This window comes from Vallitalea sp. (genome assembly GCF_025211055.1).
Classification (GTDB): domain Bacteria; phylum Bacillota; class Clostridia; order Lachnospirales; family Vallitaleaceae; genus Vallitalea.
In genome coordinates this window covers 199,405-215,971 of the sequence record NZ_JAOARO010000088.1, presented here as the reverse complement: position 1 = coordinate 215,971, position 16,567 = coordinate 199,405, and the positions used below count along the sequence as shown (strand labels likewise).

Genomic DNA, 16,567 nt, shown 5'->3' with positions numbered 1-16,567 from the left:
ACCTATAAAATAAACTTTAGACATTGTAATTGGATAGTGATATAATATACAGTATGTTATAAGATTAACAATTTTTAATTATAAGGGTGATAAGATATATGAGTAAAATAAGAACAGAGTCTTATAGATTAGGAACTTATGCAGTTGATTTTGAAAATAGGATTAAGATGAGTACTATATTCAATTATATGCAGGAATGTGCTATAAATCATGCTCACAGTCAAAGTTATGGTGTAAAAGAAATGTCAGAAGAAGGACTGTTTTGGATTTTATCCAGGGCATATATCGACGTATTAGAATATCCCAAATTAGGTGATACGGTTACAGTAAATACATGGACTAAAGGTACTGACAAAATATTTGTGTTAAGGGATTTCAAGGTATATTCCGCTGATAAAGTAATAGCTAATGTTACGACTAATTGGGTAATCGTTGATTGGAAAAAGATGAGGCCACAACGTCCTAAGATACTTAATGGAACAATCGAAAATCTAGAAAATGAACACGCTGTAAAAGAAGTACCAGGTAAGATATTCGATATTGATAATAAAGAACATATATTTGATAAAAATATTAGTTACTGTGACATTGATATTAATAACCATGTCAACAATGTTAGATATGTTGAAATGGTACTAGACAGTTTTTATGAAGAATACTATCTAAATAAACAACCTAAAATTCTACATATCAATTTTTTGTCCCAATGTAAATATGGACAAACTATTGAACTATATAAAGGCTACAATAAAGAAACAGATAATTATTATGTTGAAGGTGTAGATAAAGACAGTAGAAAGAAATATTTTCAGGCATTAATTAAATGGACCAACAAGAAATAAGCTATCATTTATATATAAACACAATAAAATAAAAAAAGAGTAGACATTTATCAAAAAATGTGATAAATTATTATAGAATTAAATAAAAAGATTTCTTTAAATTAGTACAGAGATGCTAGTAAGAAGTTTTACCGTAACATAGTTATGTAAACTATGGCTTCTTGAATGTATCTTGGAGCCTTTTTTAATATAAAAATTTGACTATCATATGTTAAATTTTTATAAATGTTATTTGCAAACTATAATATATATTTTGAGGTGAACTTATGAAAGTATTAATGGACGACAAAGCTATTGGAAGGGCACTCACACGTATATCTCATGAAATTATTGAAAAGAATAAAGGTGTAGAGAATGTTGTTATTCTAGGTATTAAGACTAGAGGTGTTCCTTTGGCGAACAGAATTGCGGACAAAATTAAAACTTTTGAAGGAGTAGAAGTTCCTGTAGGAACAATTGACATTACTTTCTATAGAGATGATTTACAGAAGAAAACTCCTCAACCTGTAATAAACAATCCTTTAGATTTTGATGTAGGAGGTAAAGATGTAGTATTAGTTGATGATGTTATTTATACAGGTAGAACTTGTAGATCTGCGATTGAAGCAGTGATAGATACAGGTAGACCTAATAAGATTCAATTTGCATCATTAATAGATAGAGGTCACAGAGAATTACCGTTAACACCTGATTATATAGGTAAGAACATACCTACATCAAAGAATGAAGTAGTTCGTGTTAAGTTATTAGAAGTTGATGGCGAAGATACTGTTCAGATAATTTAAAGATTTCCATATTAAAAAAGTGTGTACCAAATATAAAGTAGTCTAGTTTTCTAGAAAAATATAACTTATATCTATTAAAAATAGGAGGTAAATTTTATTATGGAGAACATATCAACAGGTAAAAAACTAATTTTAGGTTTACAACATGTTTTAGCAATGTTCGGAGCAACAGTCTTAGTACCAATTTTAACAGGACTTGACCCAGCTATTGCCTTATTTGCAGCTGGTGTAGGAACTCTTTTATTTCACTTATGTGCAAAAGGAAAAGTACCTGTTTTCTTAGGTTCAAGTTTTGCATTTATTGGAGCAATTTCTATAACCCTTAATCCTAATCAGTTGGATGATGTATCTAAGATGCCAAGAGCAGAGTATTTACATAATCTTTCTCTAGTAAAAGGAGGAATTATAGTAGCTGGTTTAGTGTATGTAACTATGGCTATAATAATTTATTTTGTGGGTGTAGAGAAAATAAAAAAATTATTTCCACCAATTGTAACTGGACCAATGATTATTGTAATAGGACTTAGATTATGTACTGTTGCAACTAATAGCGCATTCTTCCCTGTTATAAATGACAATGGAGACAGAGCATTTAACGGTACTCATGCATTTGTTGCAACAATAGTTGTATTAACAATGGTTGTTGTATCAATATTCGCTAAAGGCTTTTTTAAGATGGTTCCTATACTAATATCAGTAACGATTGGTTATCTGTTATGTATTCCTTTTGGACTATTAGATACAACTGCTATTACTAATGCAGCATGGTTCTCAGTTAGTGATTCTCATATAACAGAACAGATATTAACAGTACCATCATTTACAATGTCAGGAATAATAGCTATAGCGCCAATTGCCCTAGTTGTATTTATTGAACATATAGGAGATATAACTACTAACGGAGCCGTTGTTGGTAAGAACTTCTTAGAAGATCCTGGTATCCATAGAACTATGCTAGGTGATGGTGTAGCAACTGTATTTGCTGGATTAGTTGGAGCTCCTGCTAATACTACATATAGCGAGAATACTGGTGTTTTAGCTGTAACAAAAGTATATAATCCTGCTATCTTAAGAATTGCAGCAGTAATAGCTATATTCTTAAGTATGATAGGTAAATTCGGAGCAGTTATAAGAACTATACCTGGACCAGTTATGGGTGGTATTAGTATTATATTATTTGGTATGATAGCAAGTGTAGGTGTTAGAATATTAATTTCTTCAAATCTTGATTTTACTCACAGTAGAAACTTATTAATATCTGCAATAGTTTTAGTTGTTGGTATTGGTGTTGATAGTTTCCCACTAGTTAATTCACTTACATTATCAGGATTAGCCATAGCAGCTCTTATAGGAGTTATTTTGAACCTTGTTTTGCCAAAAGGTATATAAGATAAGATTTATATAGACTTTTGAAAAGTCCCTTATGGGGCTTTTTTTAGATTAAGAAGAAAACTACTATATATAAAAATCGGGGAAGAATATCTTTATTATGGTTAAATTTTCTTAGACAAAAAGCACTAAAAATCTGTTAGAATATTTATAGATATATTGAACTTAAATATCTATACACCCATTTCATAAGTTCAACTTATATATCATTATTATATTATATCTTTCCATTATTAATATAATATCAATGAAAATTATAGAAAGGAATCTAATTAGACCAATGAAAATTTTTAAAATAGCTTTAGGTATAGTTTTGCTTACTATATTATTAACAATTACAACAACCTCTGTTTATACTTCATCTAGATTCAATATGTCATATTTACATTACGGTAGCCCTAAATCCTACATAAATTATGTTAATGACACTAAAGAATCTCTGGACAGTATATCCCCTAATTACATAGACATAAATAATGAGGGACATATTGAAACAAATAACATTGATACTGATTTCATAAAAACTATTCATAATAAAGGGATGAAAGTTATTCCTTTTATAAGTAATCACTGGAATAGAGAAGCTGGAGAACTTGCATTAGCAGATATGGAGAATGTAACAACTAAAATCACTAAAATAATAAAAACTTATAATTTTGATGGTATTAACGTTGATATTGAAGGGTTGAATGAAAAAAGCAGAGAACAATTTACTGAATTTATCCGTTTGTTAAGAGAAAAGCTACATAGTACTAAAGAGTTATCTATATCAGTAGCAGCTAACCCTTATGGTTCATCTAAAGGGTGGCAAGGTATGTATGATTATAAAACGTTGTCTGCTTATGCAGATTATCTAATGATTATGGCTTATGATGAGAGTTATAGAGGAAGTAATCCAGGGCCAGTAGCAAGTATGTCATTCGTAGAGAATTCTGTTAAATATGCTATTAGTATAGGTGTACCATCAGAAAAAATTGTATTAGGTATACCTTTTTATGGAAGAATATGGAATATAAATGATATGGATGATTTTAATAAGAAAAATAAGATACTTGGTAAAGGGGTTTCTTCTGGTACTATTGAATCAATGGTAGCATATTACAATGGAAGTATCATCTATGATAAAAAATCCAAGAGTATGAAAGCTAACTTTACAGTTAACCCTTCTGATGAAAAAAAGAATCTATATAGCTGGGGCGTACCAGTGACTGAAGGTAATTATGAAGTATGGTATGATAATGACTATACTATTAAAGAAAAATTAAAACTAGTAAGCAAGTATGATCTAAAAGGTACAGGAAGTTGGAGTTTAGGTCAAGAAAACAAAGAAATTTGGAAATATTACATATCATGGTTAAACGGCAATTATTTTAGCGATATAGCTAATCATTGGGCAAAAAAAGACATATCTACTATATATGAAAAAGATTGGATGCTAGGTACATCCAGTACACTATTTTGTCCAGATAATGGTTTAACTAGGGCACAAGCGGCGGTTACTCTTATTAGAGCTCTTGATATTGATCTAGATTCAACATCCTCATATTTTGTTGATGTACCAGATTCATACTGGGCAAAATCAGAAATAGAGACTGCATATAAATGTAACATAATAAATGGTAAAGATAAAAAAATATTTGATGCAGATAGTACAATAACTAGAGAAGAACTGGCTAAAATGCTATACAATTTATTAAAATCAAATATTAATATACATAATACAGATAACAACTTCAGGGATATAAGTCCGGGTAGTTGGTCATATAAGGCTATAACAGCTTTAAATTCTGCGGGTATATTAAAAGGATATGATGAGAATACATTTAGACCTAGAGATACAGTAACAAGGGCTCAAATGGCTTGTGTTCTTAATAGAATATCAATTTATATAGAGTAATATTCTGGTAATAGTTATGCTAATATTTTTGTTTGCTATTGATTTAATTCAGATAGTGGTATACAATATATTTTATTAATCACCCTTGGAGGTACCAAAATGTTACTTAATATTAAACATTTTCTAGATTTGAAATCCTTATCATGTGATGAGATTCGCTATGTACTTAACTCAGCACAAAAAATGAAATATACCATAGAATCAAATAAATACACTACAACCCCTTTATTGAAAGGAAAAACAGTTGCAACATTATATTACGAAGAACAATCTCGTTCTAGGTTATCTTTTGAACTTGCAGCTCAAAATTTAAATGCTAAAGTTATTAATCTCACTACATCTAAGGAATTATATAGAGGCGAATCACTTAAGGATCTTGGTAGATCAGTAGATCAGATTGGAGCTGATTTCATTGTCATAAGACATCCTTTGTCTGGAGGACCACATTATCTTACTAAGTATGTAAATGCTTCTGTAATTAATGCAGGTGATGGCAGAAACGAAAATCCTAGCCAATCGTTAGTAGACCTGCTATCAATCTATGAGATCAAAAATAAATTTCAAGGATTGAAAGTGGCCATAATAGGAGACATCATGCACAATCGAGTAGCAAGAAGTAATATATGGGGGCTTACTAAACTTGGTGCAAAAGTAAGAATCGCTGGACCACCTACACTTATACCTAGTAACCTTGGAGATAATGTAGAAGTTCACAATAATACTACAGAAGCGATAATTGATGCAGATGTAATAATGACTCTTAAGATTCAAAATGAAAGACAAGAAGATAATCTGTTACCATCAATAAATGAATATATGCGTTTGTTTAAATTAGATGTCAATCGTTTACAATATGCTAAGAAAGATGTAATTGTTATGCACCCAGGACCTATAAATAGAGGAATAGAAATATCTTCAGAGGTTATAGATGGAGATAATTCTATAATAAATAGGCAGCAAATCAATGGAGTAGCTGTGAGAATGGCATTATTTCATGTATTATCTAAGTGTGGGGTGAATTTTAATGTATAACTTACTTATAAAAAATGGAAAGATAGTTACATCTAAAGAAACATTGTTGAATACAGATATATTGATAGATGGTGGTAAAATTAGTGAAGTAATGCCCAACATTAATGTAGACGGTTATTACACTATTGATGCAACAGATAAGATTATTATTCCGGGGCTTATTGATATGCATTGTGAGATATGCGAGCCTGGTTATGAATATAGAGAAAGCCTTGTAACAGCTTCATTAAGTGCTGCGAGAGGTGGATTTACAAGTATAACTTGTAGTCCTAATACACTACCGAGTATTGATAATAAAACGGTAGTTGAATATATAAAGACAAAATCAGAAGTTGATGCAGTTACACATTTGTTTCCCTATGGAAGCTTAACAAAAGAATGTAGGGGAACAGAACTTACTGAATATGGAGAAATGCAACTATCAGGAATAGTAGCATTATCAGATGGTGATATTCCAATACAAGATAATAGCGTTGTAAAAAAAATATTTCGATATGCAAGTATGTTTGATATACCTATAATAATGCATTGTGAAGATACTAGTATTTCCAATAAAAGTGGTATCAATGAAGGCTATATGGCTACAAAGCTAGGATTAAAAGGTTTTCCTGTAGTAGCAGAGACAATTCATCTAGCAAGAAATATATTTTTAGCTAAAGAATATGATATCAACTTACACGTTACACATGTTTCATCAAAAGAGTCTGTTGAATTAATTAGACTAGCAAAAGATAAAGGGATTAGCATTACAGCAGAAACTTCTCCTAGATACTTTCTATTAGATGAATCAAATGTTGATAACTATAATACCTTTGCCAAAATCAGTCCTCCCCTTAGAACTAGAGATGATATTGAAAGTATTATCAGTGGATTGAAAGACGGTACAATTGATGTAATTAGTTCTGATCATAAACCTAACACAATTGATTCAAAACTATTGGAATTTGATATTGCTTCCTTTGGAATGTCATCATTTGAAACAGCATTTAAACTATCTTATACTTATTTGGTTCAAAACGGTATTTTGTCACTACAAGAATTAGTTAATAAAATGTCATATAATCCTGCTAACATATTGAGTATTAATAAAGGTAAAATTACTCCCGGATACGATGCTGATCTAGTGATGCTTGATGTAAACAGTAAAAATGTAATTAATTCCAACAAGTTTTTATCAAAAGCAAAATATTCCTTATATGATGGATATGAAGCTCATGTTGATATAACCAATACCATCATTCAAGGAAACCATTACAATTATAATGAAGATTAAGTAAAACTAAAAGCATTATATAATAATTTATAGCTAAGATTATATAATGCTTTTAATTTAACTAAACAAAGATATTAAGTATTTCATATAATAGATTTACCTAATATTATTATCTTTGGATTCTTTAACATATTTTTCTTTCTTAATGTCGATATCATTATCATATTTACCATTATTCTTTATAGTTCTTTCGATTTTTTCACCATTTTCTTGACCAGATGCTCTCATATTCATTACCTCCTAAAATATATAATAATATTAAACATAAATAGTATAAAACAGTTTTGTTATTATTATACAGTTAAAAAAATATTGCAAATATTGAATTCTGAATATTATAATATAAATAAATTACTTATACAATGATATTAAAATTAGTGATTATTCTTAATTGTTTTAATTACCAAAAAACATAACAATTACTGTAGAAATTATCAATAAAATGTTATATACTAATAATGTAGATGGCATGTCTGAATATTAAAAGAAATATAGATATATGAGTATTTATACAGGTCATCTAACAAAAAGCAAGGAGGTTTTTTTTATGAAGAAAAAAGCATTAACAGTATTATTGGCACTTGTATTTTGTCTAACTTTCGCTTTTAATGTACCCGAAGTATATGCAGAAGATGGTTGGGATACTTCAAGATATGGAGATTTAATTGACATCGGACCTAAACTTAGAGAATTGGAGAAAGATAATGAGTATAAGCAAAAAGTTTCTAATCAAATAAAAGAATTTGCAAGAACTGTGAATCTAGAAGAAACTCGCTTATTTGCTCTAGAATCTGATAATCCTAATTTTACATTTAATGGTGGAACTAAGCATTTTTTATCTTATGATTCAAAAAATGGGTACTATCTTAAAACTTATACCTTAAGAAGTATTGGAACAAATGTAGAAATATGGATAGCAGATAATTTAGATTACATAGATGATAGAGAAGCCCCTGTAATAACTCAAGCTCAAGCTGACCATATGAAAGATGTATTTGATAAAACTGTGTATCCAAAAGACACTGATTTCTTTGGAATGCATGATTCACATACTGGAATAAATGCAACGCTTCCAAGTAAAGCTGGTTTATCAGCTGATTATTATGTTTCAAAAGATGGCGTTGAAAGAGTTATTCTATTAGTTGATAATTTTAAAGATAAAAATTATTATAATAAAGATTATCCTTTAATTATTGGTGGATTCTACTCACCTATGTATGAAGAATATATTGATAGAAACATTATAAATATCTCAGCAAAAGATTGGGATAAAAGACTAGATAAAAATTGGTTACCAACAACAGCTCATGAGTTCCAACATTTAATTCATGATGATAATGACTCATCAGAAGAAACTTGGTTAAATGAAGGTATGTCTGAGTTTGCTGAATTCTTATGTTTTGAAATGCATCCAATGAGCCATGTTAATGCTTTCTTGGATTATCCTGAGAATTCTTTAATTGAATGGGATGAGCATGTTGATGCTCCAACTGGACCAGAAACGTTAGCTGACTATGGTCAAGCATACTTGTTCGTGTTATATATGAACGATCATTTCGGACATGATTTCATACAAGCATTAGCTAAGAATGAAACACATGGTATTGAAAGTACTAATCAAGTTCTTAATCAGTTTAATACTGGTATAGATTTTGAAGAATTATTTAGAAGATTTACTATAGCTGCTGCAATAGATACAGAGATTTTTGCTGACGATATTTATAATTTTGATAGCATAGATGTTAATGTTGATTTTAAATCAGCACTTGAGTATGACAAAGATGGAGTACCTGCTTGGGGAGCTGATTACAAAGTATTAGATAATTCTAAGAGAATACGTAATATTAAATTTGATGGTGTTGAATTTATGCCAAATCCTTGGAAAGCAATAGAGGATCCAAAAGAAAATAGAGGAACAGTCCTTTGGGGTAATAATGGTGATAATATAGATAATCAATTAATCTTTAGAGCAGATTTATCTAATGCCGTTAATCCATTATTGAAATTCGATACATTTGTAGATGCGGAACCTTTATGGGATGCTTGTATGGTTCAAGTTTCAACTGACGAAGGAAAGACATGGTCAAGCCTAGCTAACGATAATACTATTGATAAAGACACATTTCCTTATAATTCACAAGCACCTCAAATATATGAAAATCTACCTGGATTTTCAAGACAAGATCAAGCTTGGAGTACTGAAGAATTTGACTTAACTTCATATGTTGGTAAGGAAATATTAGTTGCATTCCGTTATATGACAGATTCAGCATCCAATGAATCTGGCTGGTTCATTGATAATGTTCAAATTGAAGAAATAGGTTATAATCATGATTGTAATTCTATGGAAGGTTTTCATAGTATTGATGAAATATTAAATATAAAAGTAGACTATTGTGTTACATTTATCAATAAGAAAACCTTTGGTAATGAAGATGATTTGATTCAATTCACATTATACAGTATTGATAACCTAGACCCATTTAATATAACTGAAAAAGATTCTGTAAAATTAAATTGCTTATTTCAACATGGTACAACTTACATGATAGTATGGTATGCTGCCCCAATAGGTAAAGAAGGAGCAGTTGATTTCACATATGAAATTATTTACCGTAAATCATTTGATGGAATGAAAACAAGATAATGAACATTAGTTTATTATAAGTAAAACTTATTCTATAAATAAAGCCTACTAGCAATTAAGAATGTTGGTAGGCTTTATACATGTTATAAATTACATAATATTAATATTTCTATATATAATGCATTATATTAATTAAAATATATTGACAAATTCCAATAACAGTAATAATATTTTAATTACTAAAATATTTTATAGTAATTTGAAGGAGGAATGAATTTTGAAAATATTAATTGCTTTTTTTTCGGCAACTGGTAACACAAAAAAAATTGCAACTGTAATCAAAAACAAACTAAAGGAACTTGGTGTTAATGTTACTAGTGTAGATATTACTTCTTATTCAAGTAGACAAAAAGAATTAAAAATTGATGAATATGATGGAATTTTTTTTGGTTTTCCTATTTATTCTATGAGAGCTCCTAGAATATGCAGAGAATGGTTACATAATATTAATGGAAAGGGTAAAAAGTGCTCGGTTTTCTTTACTTATGGAGGATTTGGAAAAGATCCAGCTCATTATTATACTAAACAAATATTGGATGAAAATAACTTCAAATTAGTTTCTTCAGCAGAGTTTGTAAGTGCACATACTTTTAATTACAGCGGATGGCTAGCTGCACAAAATCGTCCTAATCAATCAGATTATAAAATAGCAGAAGAATATACTGTTAAAACAATAAATAAATTTATCACCAAAGAAGCATATATACCTATAGAGTATGATAAACCCATATTTAGCTCTGAGCAATTAGACCAAGCTGAAAAATATCGTTTTCATGTAATTACTAAACTTCCTACAAGAGATGGGGTTAATTGTTCTATGTGTGGATTATGTGAAAACATATGTCCAACTAAGGCAATGGATGCAGAAAAAGGTCTTGCTGACCTAGATTCTTGTATATCTTGCTTCAGATGTATAGCTAATTGTCCAGATCAAGTTTTACATACTAACAATATATCAAATACATGGGAAAAAAAATTAGAATTTCATAAGACAACAAAAGAAGGAATTGATAGAATGGTAAGTAAAATATATATTTAATAATAAATAGAGATGACAAAATGCAGAAATACATTGTATGCTTGACATACAATGTATTTAATTGTATAATATTACTATAATGTATGCTAGGGTTACAAAGGAGTGAGAAAATGAATAATAATAAATTGGCAATAAATACATATTATACGATGGTAAATAACTATAGAGAGACACAACTATTTTTTGCAGCATTAAAACTAGATATTTTTTCTTATTTAGATGATGAAATTTTAATAGAAGAAATAGCTAACCAAAGTAAATATGATATAAGGAACTTAAAATTAACACTGAATGCTTTAGCATCTATAAAACTAATCGAAAAACATCAAAACAAGTATGTGAATACAGAGGAGGGAAAAATCTATTTATCAAAATTAAGTAAATATTATATTGGAGATGCCATATTATTTAGAAATGAAATGATGTCATTAGATAATATTGAAAACAGAGTAAGGTATGGTCCAGATAAAGCTATTGCTCAACATAACCAAGGGCAGAAAGTCTATGATTTCACTAAACTTGCAAAAGTATGCATACCAGAAATATATCTATGGAGAATAGAACCATTGATAAATCTTATGAATAAAATATATCAGGATACTAAACCTAGTAAGATATTAGACCTAGGTGGTGGTTCTGGAGCTATGGGAATAGAATTATGTAAAGCCTTTCCTAGCTCAAAAGGTGTTATCTTTGAAGAACCTAACGTTTCACTAGTAGCAGAAGATTTAGTTTCTAAGAATAATCTTAGTTCAAGAATAACTGTGCAAAAAGGGGATTTTATCAAGGATGATATTGGAAATGGTTATGATATAATAATTGCTTCAGGTATTATAGATTTTGCTAAAGATCATTTACAGGATTTTGTAAAAAAACTATATGATGCTCTTAATAAAAATGGTATAATATATCTAATAACCCATGGATTCAGTGAAGATTATCTAGAACCATCTGAAACTATATTAGGATGGCTGTCAAGTCATTTAGATGGGTTAGATTTGCTTCTACCAGATAAGGTTATTCAAGATGCTATGACTAGTAATGGTTTCAAGTTATATAGTCAAGATAAAAGCGGTAATCATAGCATCAAAGTTTACCAGAAATAAATATATAAGAGCAGAGGGAGTTTAATAAATGAATACCAAGAATAATGTTTTAGAATCATTTATTTCAATGACAGAGAAAGTTGCAAACGGAAAAACAAATGTATTAGACTTTGGTAGTGAAAACATGAGGTTTTATCGAGGTGAAATACATATGATTAAAATGATTGGAGATAATCCTGGTATCCATAGTTCGGAAATGGCTAGAAAATTTGGTATAACTAGAGCTGTTGTTTATAAAACAGTACTAAAATTAGAAAAAAGAGCATTGATTATAAAAGTCAATGATGAAGTAGATAAGAAAAAGACTAAATTATTTTTGACGGAAGATGGAGAAAAAGCTTACAAATCTCATGAACAATATCATAACAATTTTGATAAAGCTTTATTTAATTTTCTAGATAGTCTTAATAACGAAGAATTACAATTAATACAAAAATTTCTTATTTACTCAAATAAATTAATTGATAATCATTTCTAAGGAATAGAGGAGGTTTTTTTATGAAATCAATGAGAATGATAACCATTATTATTATAATAAGTTTGTTATTTGTACAATTAACAGGTTGTTCAAAAAAAGATGATGAAGTAGCCAAGATAGAAGGAAAAAATAATACTAGAGTTACCATAATATCACCACCCATATTTTCGATCTATCTAAGTGCATCACCAAAAGATAGTAAAGTAGTAGGGATAAATGAAAGAGCATTTAGTACAGCAAATGAAAATGTTCTTAATGAATTATATCCTGGTTATAAAGATATAAACACTTCTTTTATTAATAATGAATTTGTCGTTAATACAGAAGAACTACTAAAATTATCACCAGATATCATATTCTATTATGGTGATAATCAAAAGAATGGATTAGACAAATTAGATGTTGAATCTGTTGATATGATGATTAGCAAGAATAGAGACCCTGAACAGATGACAATTCAATGGGAAAAACATTTAGAAGAAGCTTTTAATATTTCTAATGAAAATACTATAGAAAAAGAATGGCAAATCTCAAATAAAAAAGCAGATGAATTATTAAAAAATAATTCTACTAAGAAAAAAGGACTTTATGTTTTTAGCTATATTAATAGAAAAATAACTGTAAGTGGTAATAATTCATATGGAGATAATTTTTTTAATAAAGCAGGAATAGAAAATGTAGCTAAGGATATAGAAGGATGTAAAGAAGTAAGTATGGAACAAATCTATGAATGGAATCCTGATATTGTTTTCATATTTTTAGGTATGCCTGCAACACCTATTATCAATAATAAAGTAACTGATCAAGATTGGTCTTTGATTCAGGCATATAAGGATAAAGCTATCTATGACATTCCACAAGCTGTTTATTCATGGGGAGCACCAAATGCAGATTCACCATTAATGCCATTATGGCTTATTTCAAAAACTTATTCTAATGTATTGAATAAAGATGAATTCATAACCTATTTAAAAGGATACTATAATAGAATCTATGATATAGAATTAAATGATGAATTAGTTGAAGATATATTGAAACCTAAAGAAGTAAAAGGAAAATAGAAAAATGAATATAAAAGAAAATAGTAGTATGACATCTTATAGAAATGTAGCTTTTTTAGTAGTAATATTATTGATTATAGTGAGTAGTATATCTTTGTTAATTGGTCGATATGACATATCAGTGAGTGATATAATTAAAATAATCAGTGCTAAGATTAATCACTCAGGTTTATCTGATAAGTTAGAAATTTCCTCATACATAATATGGGATATAAGGATACCACGTATTATTTTGGCTGGAATCGTAGGTGCTTGCATCGCTATAGCAGGTACCTGTATGCAAGGATTATTACAAAACCCACTTGTTAGTCCTGATGTTCTTGGTGTTTCGTCAGGAGCTGGATTCGGTGCAGCACTTGGAATTATATTAACATCTAATAATTTAATCACTATACAGATTTTATCATTTGGATTTGGAATTATCAGTATGGCTTTAGTTTTTTTATTTTCAAAAAGTAGAAAAGATCAATCCATTCTATCGATTATTTTAAGTGGTATTATAGTGTCTTCTGTATTTACATCATTAATATCAATAACAAAGTATGTTGCTGATACAGAAGAGAAATTGCCAGCTATTACTTTTTGGCTTATGGGTAGCTTTTCTAATGCTTCTTATGATCAGATTAAAACTATCATATTACCTGTGATGATTGGATTAATAGGATTAACAATGCTTAGATGGAAGATTAATATACTGTCATTAGGTGATGATGAAGCATTTACCATGGGGATTAATCCTAAAAGACTTAGATGGATCATTATAATATTATGTACGATCATGGTTTCTTCAACAGTAACAGTAGCAGGTATTATTGGATGGATAGGTTTAGTGATTCCTCATATATGTAGAAAGATAATTGGATATAATCACGGATATTTAGTTCCATTATCAGGTTTAACAGGAGCAGTATTTTTAATAATTGTTGATTGCTTAGCAAGAAATATCAGTTCTTCTGAAATACCAATTGGTATATTGACAGCTTTAATAGGTGCTCCAATCTTTGCTTTTTTATTTATGTATAAGAGAGGTGAAATATAATGCTGTTAAAACTTAAGAATTGCTATTATTCTTATAAACCAAATGTACCGATACTAAAAGATATCAGCTTTTCTTTGGATGAAGGAGAAATTCTTGCCATAATGGGTTGTAATGGAATAGGTAAGACTACTTTATTAAAATGTATTGCTGGAATTTTGAAGTGGGATAAGGGCACCTGTATATTTAATGGACAAAATACAATTGATGCTGACCGTATAAAAGACATTGGTTATGTACCTCAAGCAAGAAAATTACCATTCTCATATTTAGTAAAAGATTTAGTTGTATTTGGAAGAAATGGAACCCACAGTTATTTTCAATCACCAAAAAAAGAGGATTATGATATAGTAGATAACATTCTGAACGAATTAGGTATCTATCATTTAAGAAACTCATATTGTAATGAATTAAGTGGGGGACAATTACAAATGGTATTTATAGCCAAAGCTTTATCATCATTTCCAAAGTTATTGATATTAGATGAGCCAGAATCACATTTGGATTTTTTTAATCAATTTAAAGTATTGCATACAATAAGTAAATTAGCTAAGAAGCAGGATATAAGTACAATAATTAATTCACATTATCCTAACAATGTTATGAAGATAGCAAATAAGTGCTTAGTTTTAAGTAAGGATAAATATACTTGCGGAGATGTTAGTAGCATCATGACAGAAAAAACAATTAAAGAATACTTTTATGTTAATTCTAAACTCATTGATTTGCATTATAACAATAAAAATGTACCATCATTTGTATTTTTAGGTACTTGATGGAGGAGGAATAAAATGAAAAAGAGAATCATAATCATAATAAGTGTAATTATATTAATTATTATTCTAATACCTTTTATGACAGGTAACTTAGAAAAAGAAACATTGAATCAACAAACAAGAGCTAGACTAGAAGGAAGTTTTATTGAGCTATCAAATGGATATACTCATTATGAATTAAAAGGACCAGAAGACGGTAAAACCATAATATTAGTGCATGGTAATGCTGCACCATATTTTACATGGGATAACAATATAGATGCACTAGCTACTGCTGGCTTCAGAGTTCTTAGATATGATGTGTATGGTCATGGATATTCTGATAGACCTAAGCTAAGGAAATACGATAGAGAATTATACGATAAACAGCTAGTTGAACTAAAAGAAAAATTAAACATAACTGGACCTGTTTATATGATTGGTACATCTCAAGGTGGCTGCATAACTACTTATTTTGCAGCATCACACCCTGAAGAGGTAGAGAAGATAGCTTTACTTTCACCGCTTTTTGATACTTTCCCTGGTAAAAACAGGGTAAATCTACTAAAAACCAGATTTATAGGTGAATATATGATGAATGTAAGTGGAGATAAAATGTTGACAGATCCTTCAAAGGTATTATATTCAGATGAGAAAAAACATGAACTTACTGATAAATTAAAGAAACAGATAAATTTTAAAGGGAAAAAAAGAGCAGTTTTAGCTAATATGAGAGGTAATGCTATAGATGATGCTACTATTTACTATGAAAGACTAGGAAAAGAACAGATACCTATACTGTTGACTTGGGGAGAAAATGATAAGAAAAATACAAAAGAATCCATGGAAAAATTACAGCAGTTAATTCCCGCAATAGAATACCATGAGATAGAGAAAGCATCACATTTAGCACATTATGAATTTGCAGGTGTAATGAATAAGCTGTTAATTGATTATTTTAATCGATAAAACATATTTAAGATATATTAATAATTGCTATAAACCCAGTGATTATTTAGTTCTATTATGTTAAAAACCAAAGAAAATAGATTGAACTTATTTAAATGTATGTATCAATGTTTAAGTTCAATATATACAGTTGAAGAAGATAGCACGGGATTGATAATAATAAATCTATCCTGTGCTATAAAATTATAATAAATTATAGACATTAAAAAAAATATATGGTATACTCTTAATTGAAATTGATATTCATTATTGATATTA

The 16,567-nt window shown here is 29.1% G+C and carries 15 protein-coding genes; 14 read left to right on the top strand and 1 reads right to left on the bottom strand.

What is annotated here, in order from left to right; all coding sequences use genetic code 11:
• Positions 1-98: 98 nt before the first annotated feature.
• From N4A55_RS14290 to N4A55_RS14265, 6 genes are all read left to right on the top strand, one after another.
• Positions 99-842 (top strand): acyl-[acyl-carrier-protein] thioesterase, encoded by a 744-nt coding sequence (locus N4A55_RS14290; protein ID WP_293757555.1) that lies wholly within the window; start codon positions 99-101, stop codon positions 840-842.
• Positions 843-1,108: 266 nt separating this feature from the next.
• Positions 1,109-1,627, top strand: coding sequence for a bifunctional pyr operon transcriptional regulator/uracil phosphoribosyltransferase PyrR (gene pyrR / locus N4A55_RS14285; RefSeq protein ID WP_293757553.1), 519 nt, complete (start codon positions 1,109-1,111; stop codon positions 1,625-1,627).
• Between the two features lie 99 nt (positions 1,628-1,726).
• Entirely contained in the window at positions 1,727-3,016 is a 1,290-nt protein-coding gene (locus N4A55_RS14280) for a uracil-xanthine permease family protein (protein WP_293757551.1), read from the top strand.
• Between the two features lie 280 nt (positions 3,017-3,296).
• Positions 3,297-4,913, top strand: coding sequence for a glycosyl hydrolase family 18 protein (locus N4A55_RS14275; RefSeq protein ID WP_293757550.1), 1,617 nt, complete (start codon positions 3,297-3,299; stop codon positions 4,911-4,913).
• Positions 4,914-5,012: 99 nt separating this feature from the next.
• On the top strand, positions 5,013-5,945 hold the full coding sequence (locus N4A55_RS14270) for an aspartate carbamoyltransferase catalytic subunit (protein WP_293757549.1): 933 nt from the start codon (positions 5,013-5,015) through the stop codon (positions 5,943-5,945).
• On the top strand, positions 5,938-7,218 hold the full coding sequence (locus N4A55_RS14265) for a dihydroorotase (protein ID WP_293757548.1): 1,281 nt from the start codon (positions 5,938-5,940) through the stop codon (positions 7,216-7,218). Before N4A55_RS14270 ends, N4A55_RS14265 begins: the two co-directional genes overlap by 8 nt.
• A gap of 96 nt (positions 7,219-7,314) precedes the next feature.
• Here N4A55_RS14265 and N4A55_RS14260 read toward each other — a convergent pair whose 3' ends face one another.
• Entirely contained in the window at positions 7,315-7,446 is a 132-nt protein-coding gene (locus N4A55_RS14260) for a hypothetical protein (RefSeq protein WP_293757547.1), read from the bottom strand.
• 319 nt (positions 7,447-7,765) lie between these two features.
• Here N4A55_RS14260 and N4A55_RS14255 point away from each other — a divergent pair, with 319 nt between their 5' ends.
• From N4A55_RS14255 to N4A55_RS14220, 8 genes are all read left to right on the top strand, one after another.
• Entirely contained in the window at positions 7,766-9,865 is a 2,100-nt protein-coding gene (locus tag N4A55_RS14255; RefSeq protein WP_293757546.1) for a choice-of-anchor J domain-containing protein, read from the top strand.
• 217 nt (positions 9,866-10,082) lie between these two features.
• Positions 10,083-10,904: an EFR1 family ferrodoxin gene (locus tag N4A55_RS14250; RefSeq protein ID WP_293757544.1), complete on the top strand. Its 822-nt coding sequence runs from the start codon at positions 10,083-10,085 to the stop codon at positions 10,902-10,904.
• Between the two features lie 110 nt (positions 10,905-11,014).
• A complete protein-coding gene (locus N4A55_RS14245) occupies positions 11,015-12,010 on the top strand; it encodes a methyltransferase (RefSeq protein WP_293757542.1) in 996 nt (331 codons plus the stop codon).
• Positions 12,011-12,038: 28 nt separating this feature from the next.
• Positions 12,039-12,488 (top strand): MarR family winged helix-turn-helix transcriptional regulator, encoded by a 450-nt coding sequence (locus N4A55_RS14240; protein ID WP_293757540.1) that lies wholly within the window; start codon positions 12,039-12,041, stop codon positions 12,486-12,488.
• 20 nt (positions 12,489-12,508) lie between these two features.
• Positions 12,509-13,549: an ABC transporter substrate-binding protein gene (locus N4A55_RS14235; protein WP_293757538.1), complete on the top strand. Its 1,041-nt coding sequence runs from the start codon at positions 12,509-12,511 to the stop codon at positions 13,547-13,549.
• A gap of 4 nt (positions 13,550-13,553) precedes the next feature.
• Positions 13,554-14,588 carry a FecCD family ABC transporter permease gene (locus tag N4A55_RS14230; protein WP_293757536.1) on the top strand — a complete coding sequence of 345 codons (1,035 nt, stop codon included), beginning with the start codon at positions 13,554-13,556 and terminating at the stop codon, positions 14,586-14,588.
• Complete coding sequence (locus tag N4A55_RS14225) at positions 14,588-15,361, top strand: ABC transporter ATP-binding protein (protein ID WP_293757534.1); 774 nt, start codon at positions 14,588-14,590, stop codon at positions 15,359-15,361. Before N4A55_RS14230 ends, N4A55_RS14225 begins: the two co-directional genes overlap by 1 nt.
• Positions 15,362-15,376: 15 nt before the next feature.
• A complete protein-coding gene (locus N4A55_RS14220; RefSeq protein ID WP_293757532.1) occupies positions 15,377-16,309 on the top strand; it encodes an alpha/beta fold hydrolase in 933 nt (310 codons plus the stop codon).
• Positions 16,310-16,567 lie beyond the last annotated feature (258 nt).

Excerpts from the sequence above, each read along its gene's own strand:
- pyrR (WP_293757553.1), top strand. The coding sequence starts at position 1,109 with ATGAAAGTATTAATGGACGACAAAGCTATTGGAAGGGCACTCACACGT.
- N4A55_RS14225 (WP_293757534.1), top strand. The coding sequence starts at position 14,588 with ATGCTGTTAAAACTTAAGAATTGCTATTATTCTTATAAACCAAATGTA.
- N4A55_RS14230 (WP_293757536.1), top strand. The coding sequence starts at position 13,554 with ATGAATATAAAAGAAAATAGTAGTATGACATCTTATAGAAATGTAGCT.
- N4A55_RS14255 (WP_293757546.1), top strand. The coding sequence starts at position 7,766 with ATGAAGAAAAAAGCATTAACAGTATTATTGGCACTTGTATTTTGTCTA.
- N4A55_RS14280 (WP_293757551.1), top strand. The coding sequence starts at position 1,727 with ATGGAGAACATATCAACAGGTAAAAAACTAATTTTAGGTTTACAACAT.
- N4A55_RS14235 (WP_293757538.1), top strand. The coding sequence starts at position 12,509 with ATGAAATCAATGAGAATGATAACCATTATTATTATAATAAGTTTGTTA.
- N4A55_RS14265 (WP_293757548.1), top strand. The coding sequence starts at position 5,938 with ATGTATAACTTACTTATAAAAAATGGAAAGATAGTTACATCTAAAGAA.
- N4A55_RS14260 (WP_293757547.1), bottom strand. The coding sequence starts at position 7,446 with ATGAGAGCATCTGGTCAAGAAAATGGTGAAAAAATCGAAAGAACTATA.
- N4A55_RS14245 (WP_293757542.1), top strand. The coding sequence starts at position 11,015 with ATGAATAATAATAAATTGGCAATAAATACATATTATACGATGGTAAAT.
- N4A55_RS14270 (WP_293757549.1), top strand. The coding sequence starts at position 5,013 with ATGTTACTTAATATTAAACATTTTCTAGATTTGAAATCCTTATCATGT.
- N4A55_RS14275 (WP_293757550.1), top strand. The coding sequence starts at position 3,297 with ATGAAAATTTTTAAAATAGCTTTAGGTATAGTTTTGCTTACTATATTA.
- N4A55_RS14240 (WP_293757540.1), top strand. The coding sequence starts at position 12,039 with ATGAATACCAAGAATAATGTTTTAGAATCATTTATTTCAATGACAGAG.
- N4A55_RS14220 (WP_293757532.1), top strand. The coding sequence starts at position 15,377 with ATGAAAAAGAGAATCATAATCATAATAAGTGTAATTATATTAATTATT.
- N4A55_RS14290 (WP_293757555.1), top strand. The coding sequence starts at position 99 with ATGAGTAAAATAAGAACAGAGTCTTATAGATTAGGAACTTATGCAGTT.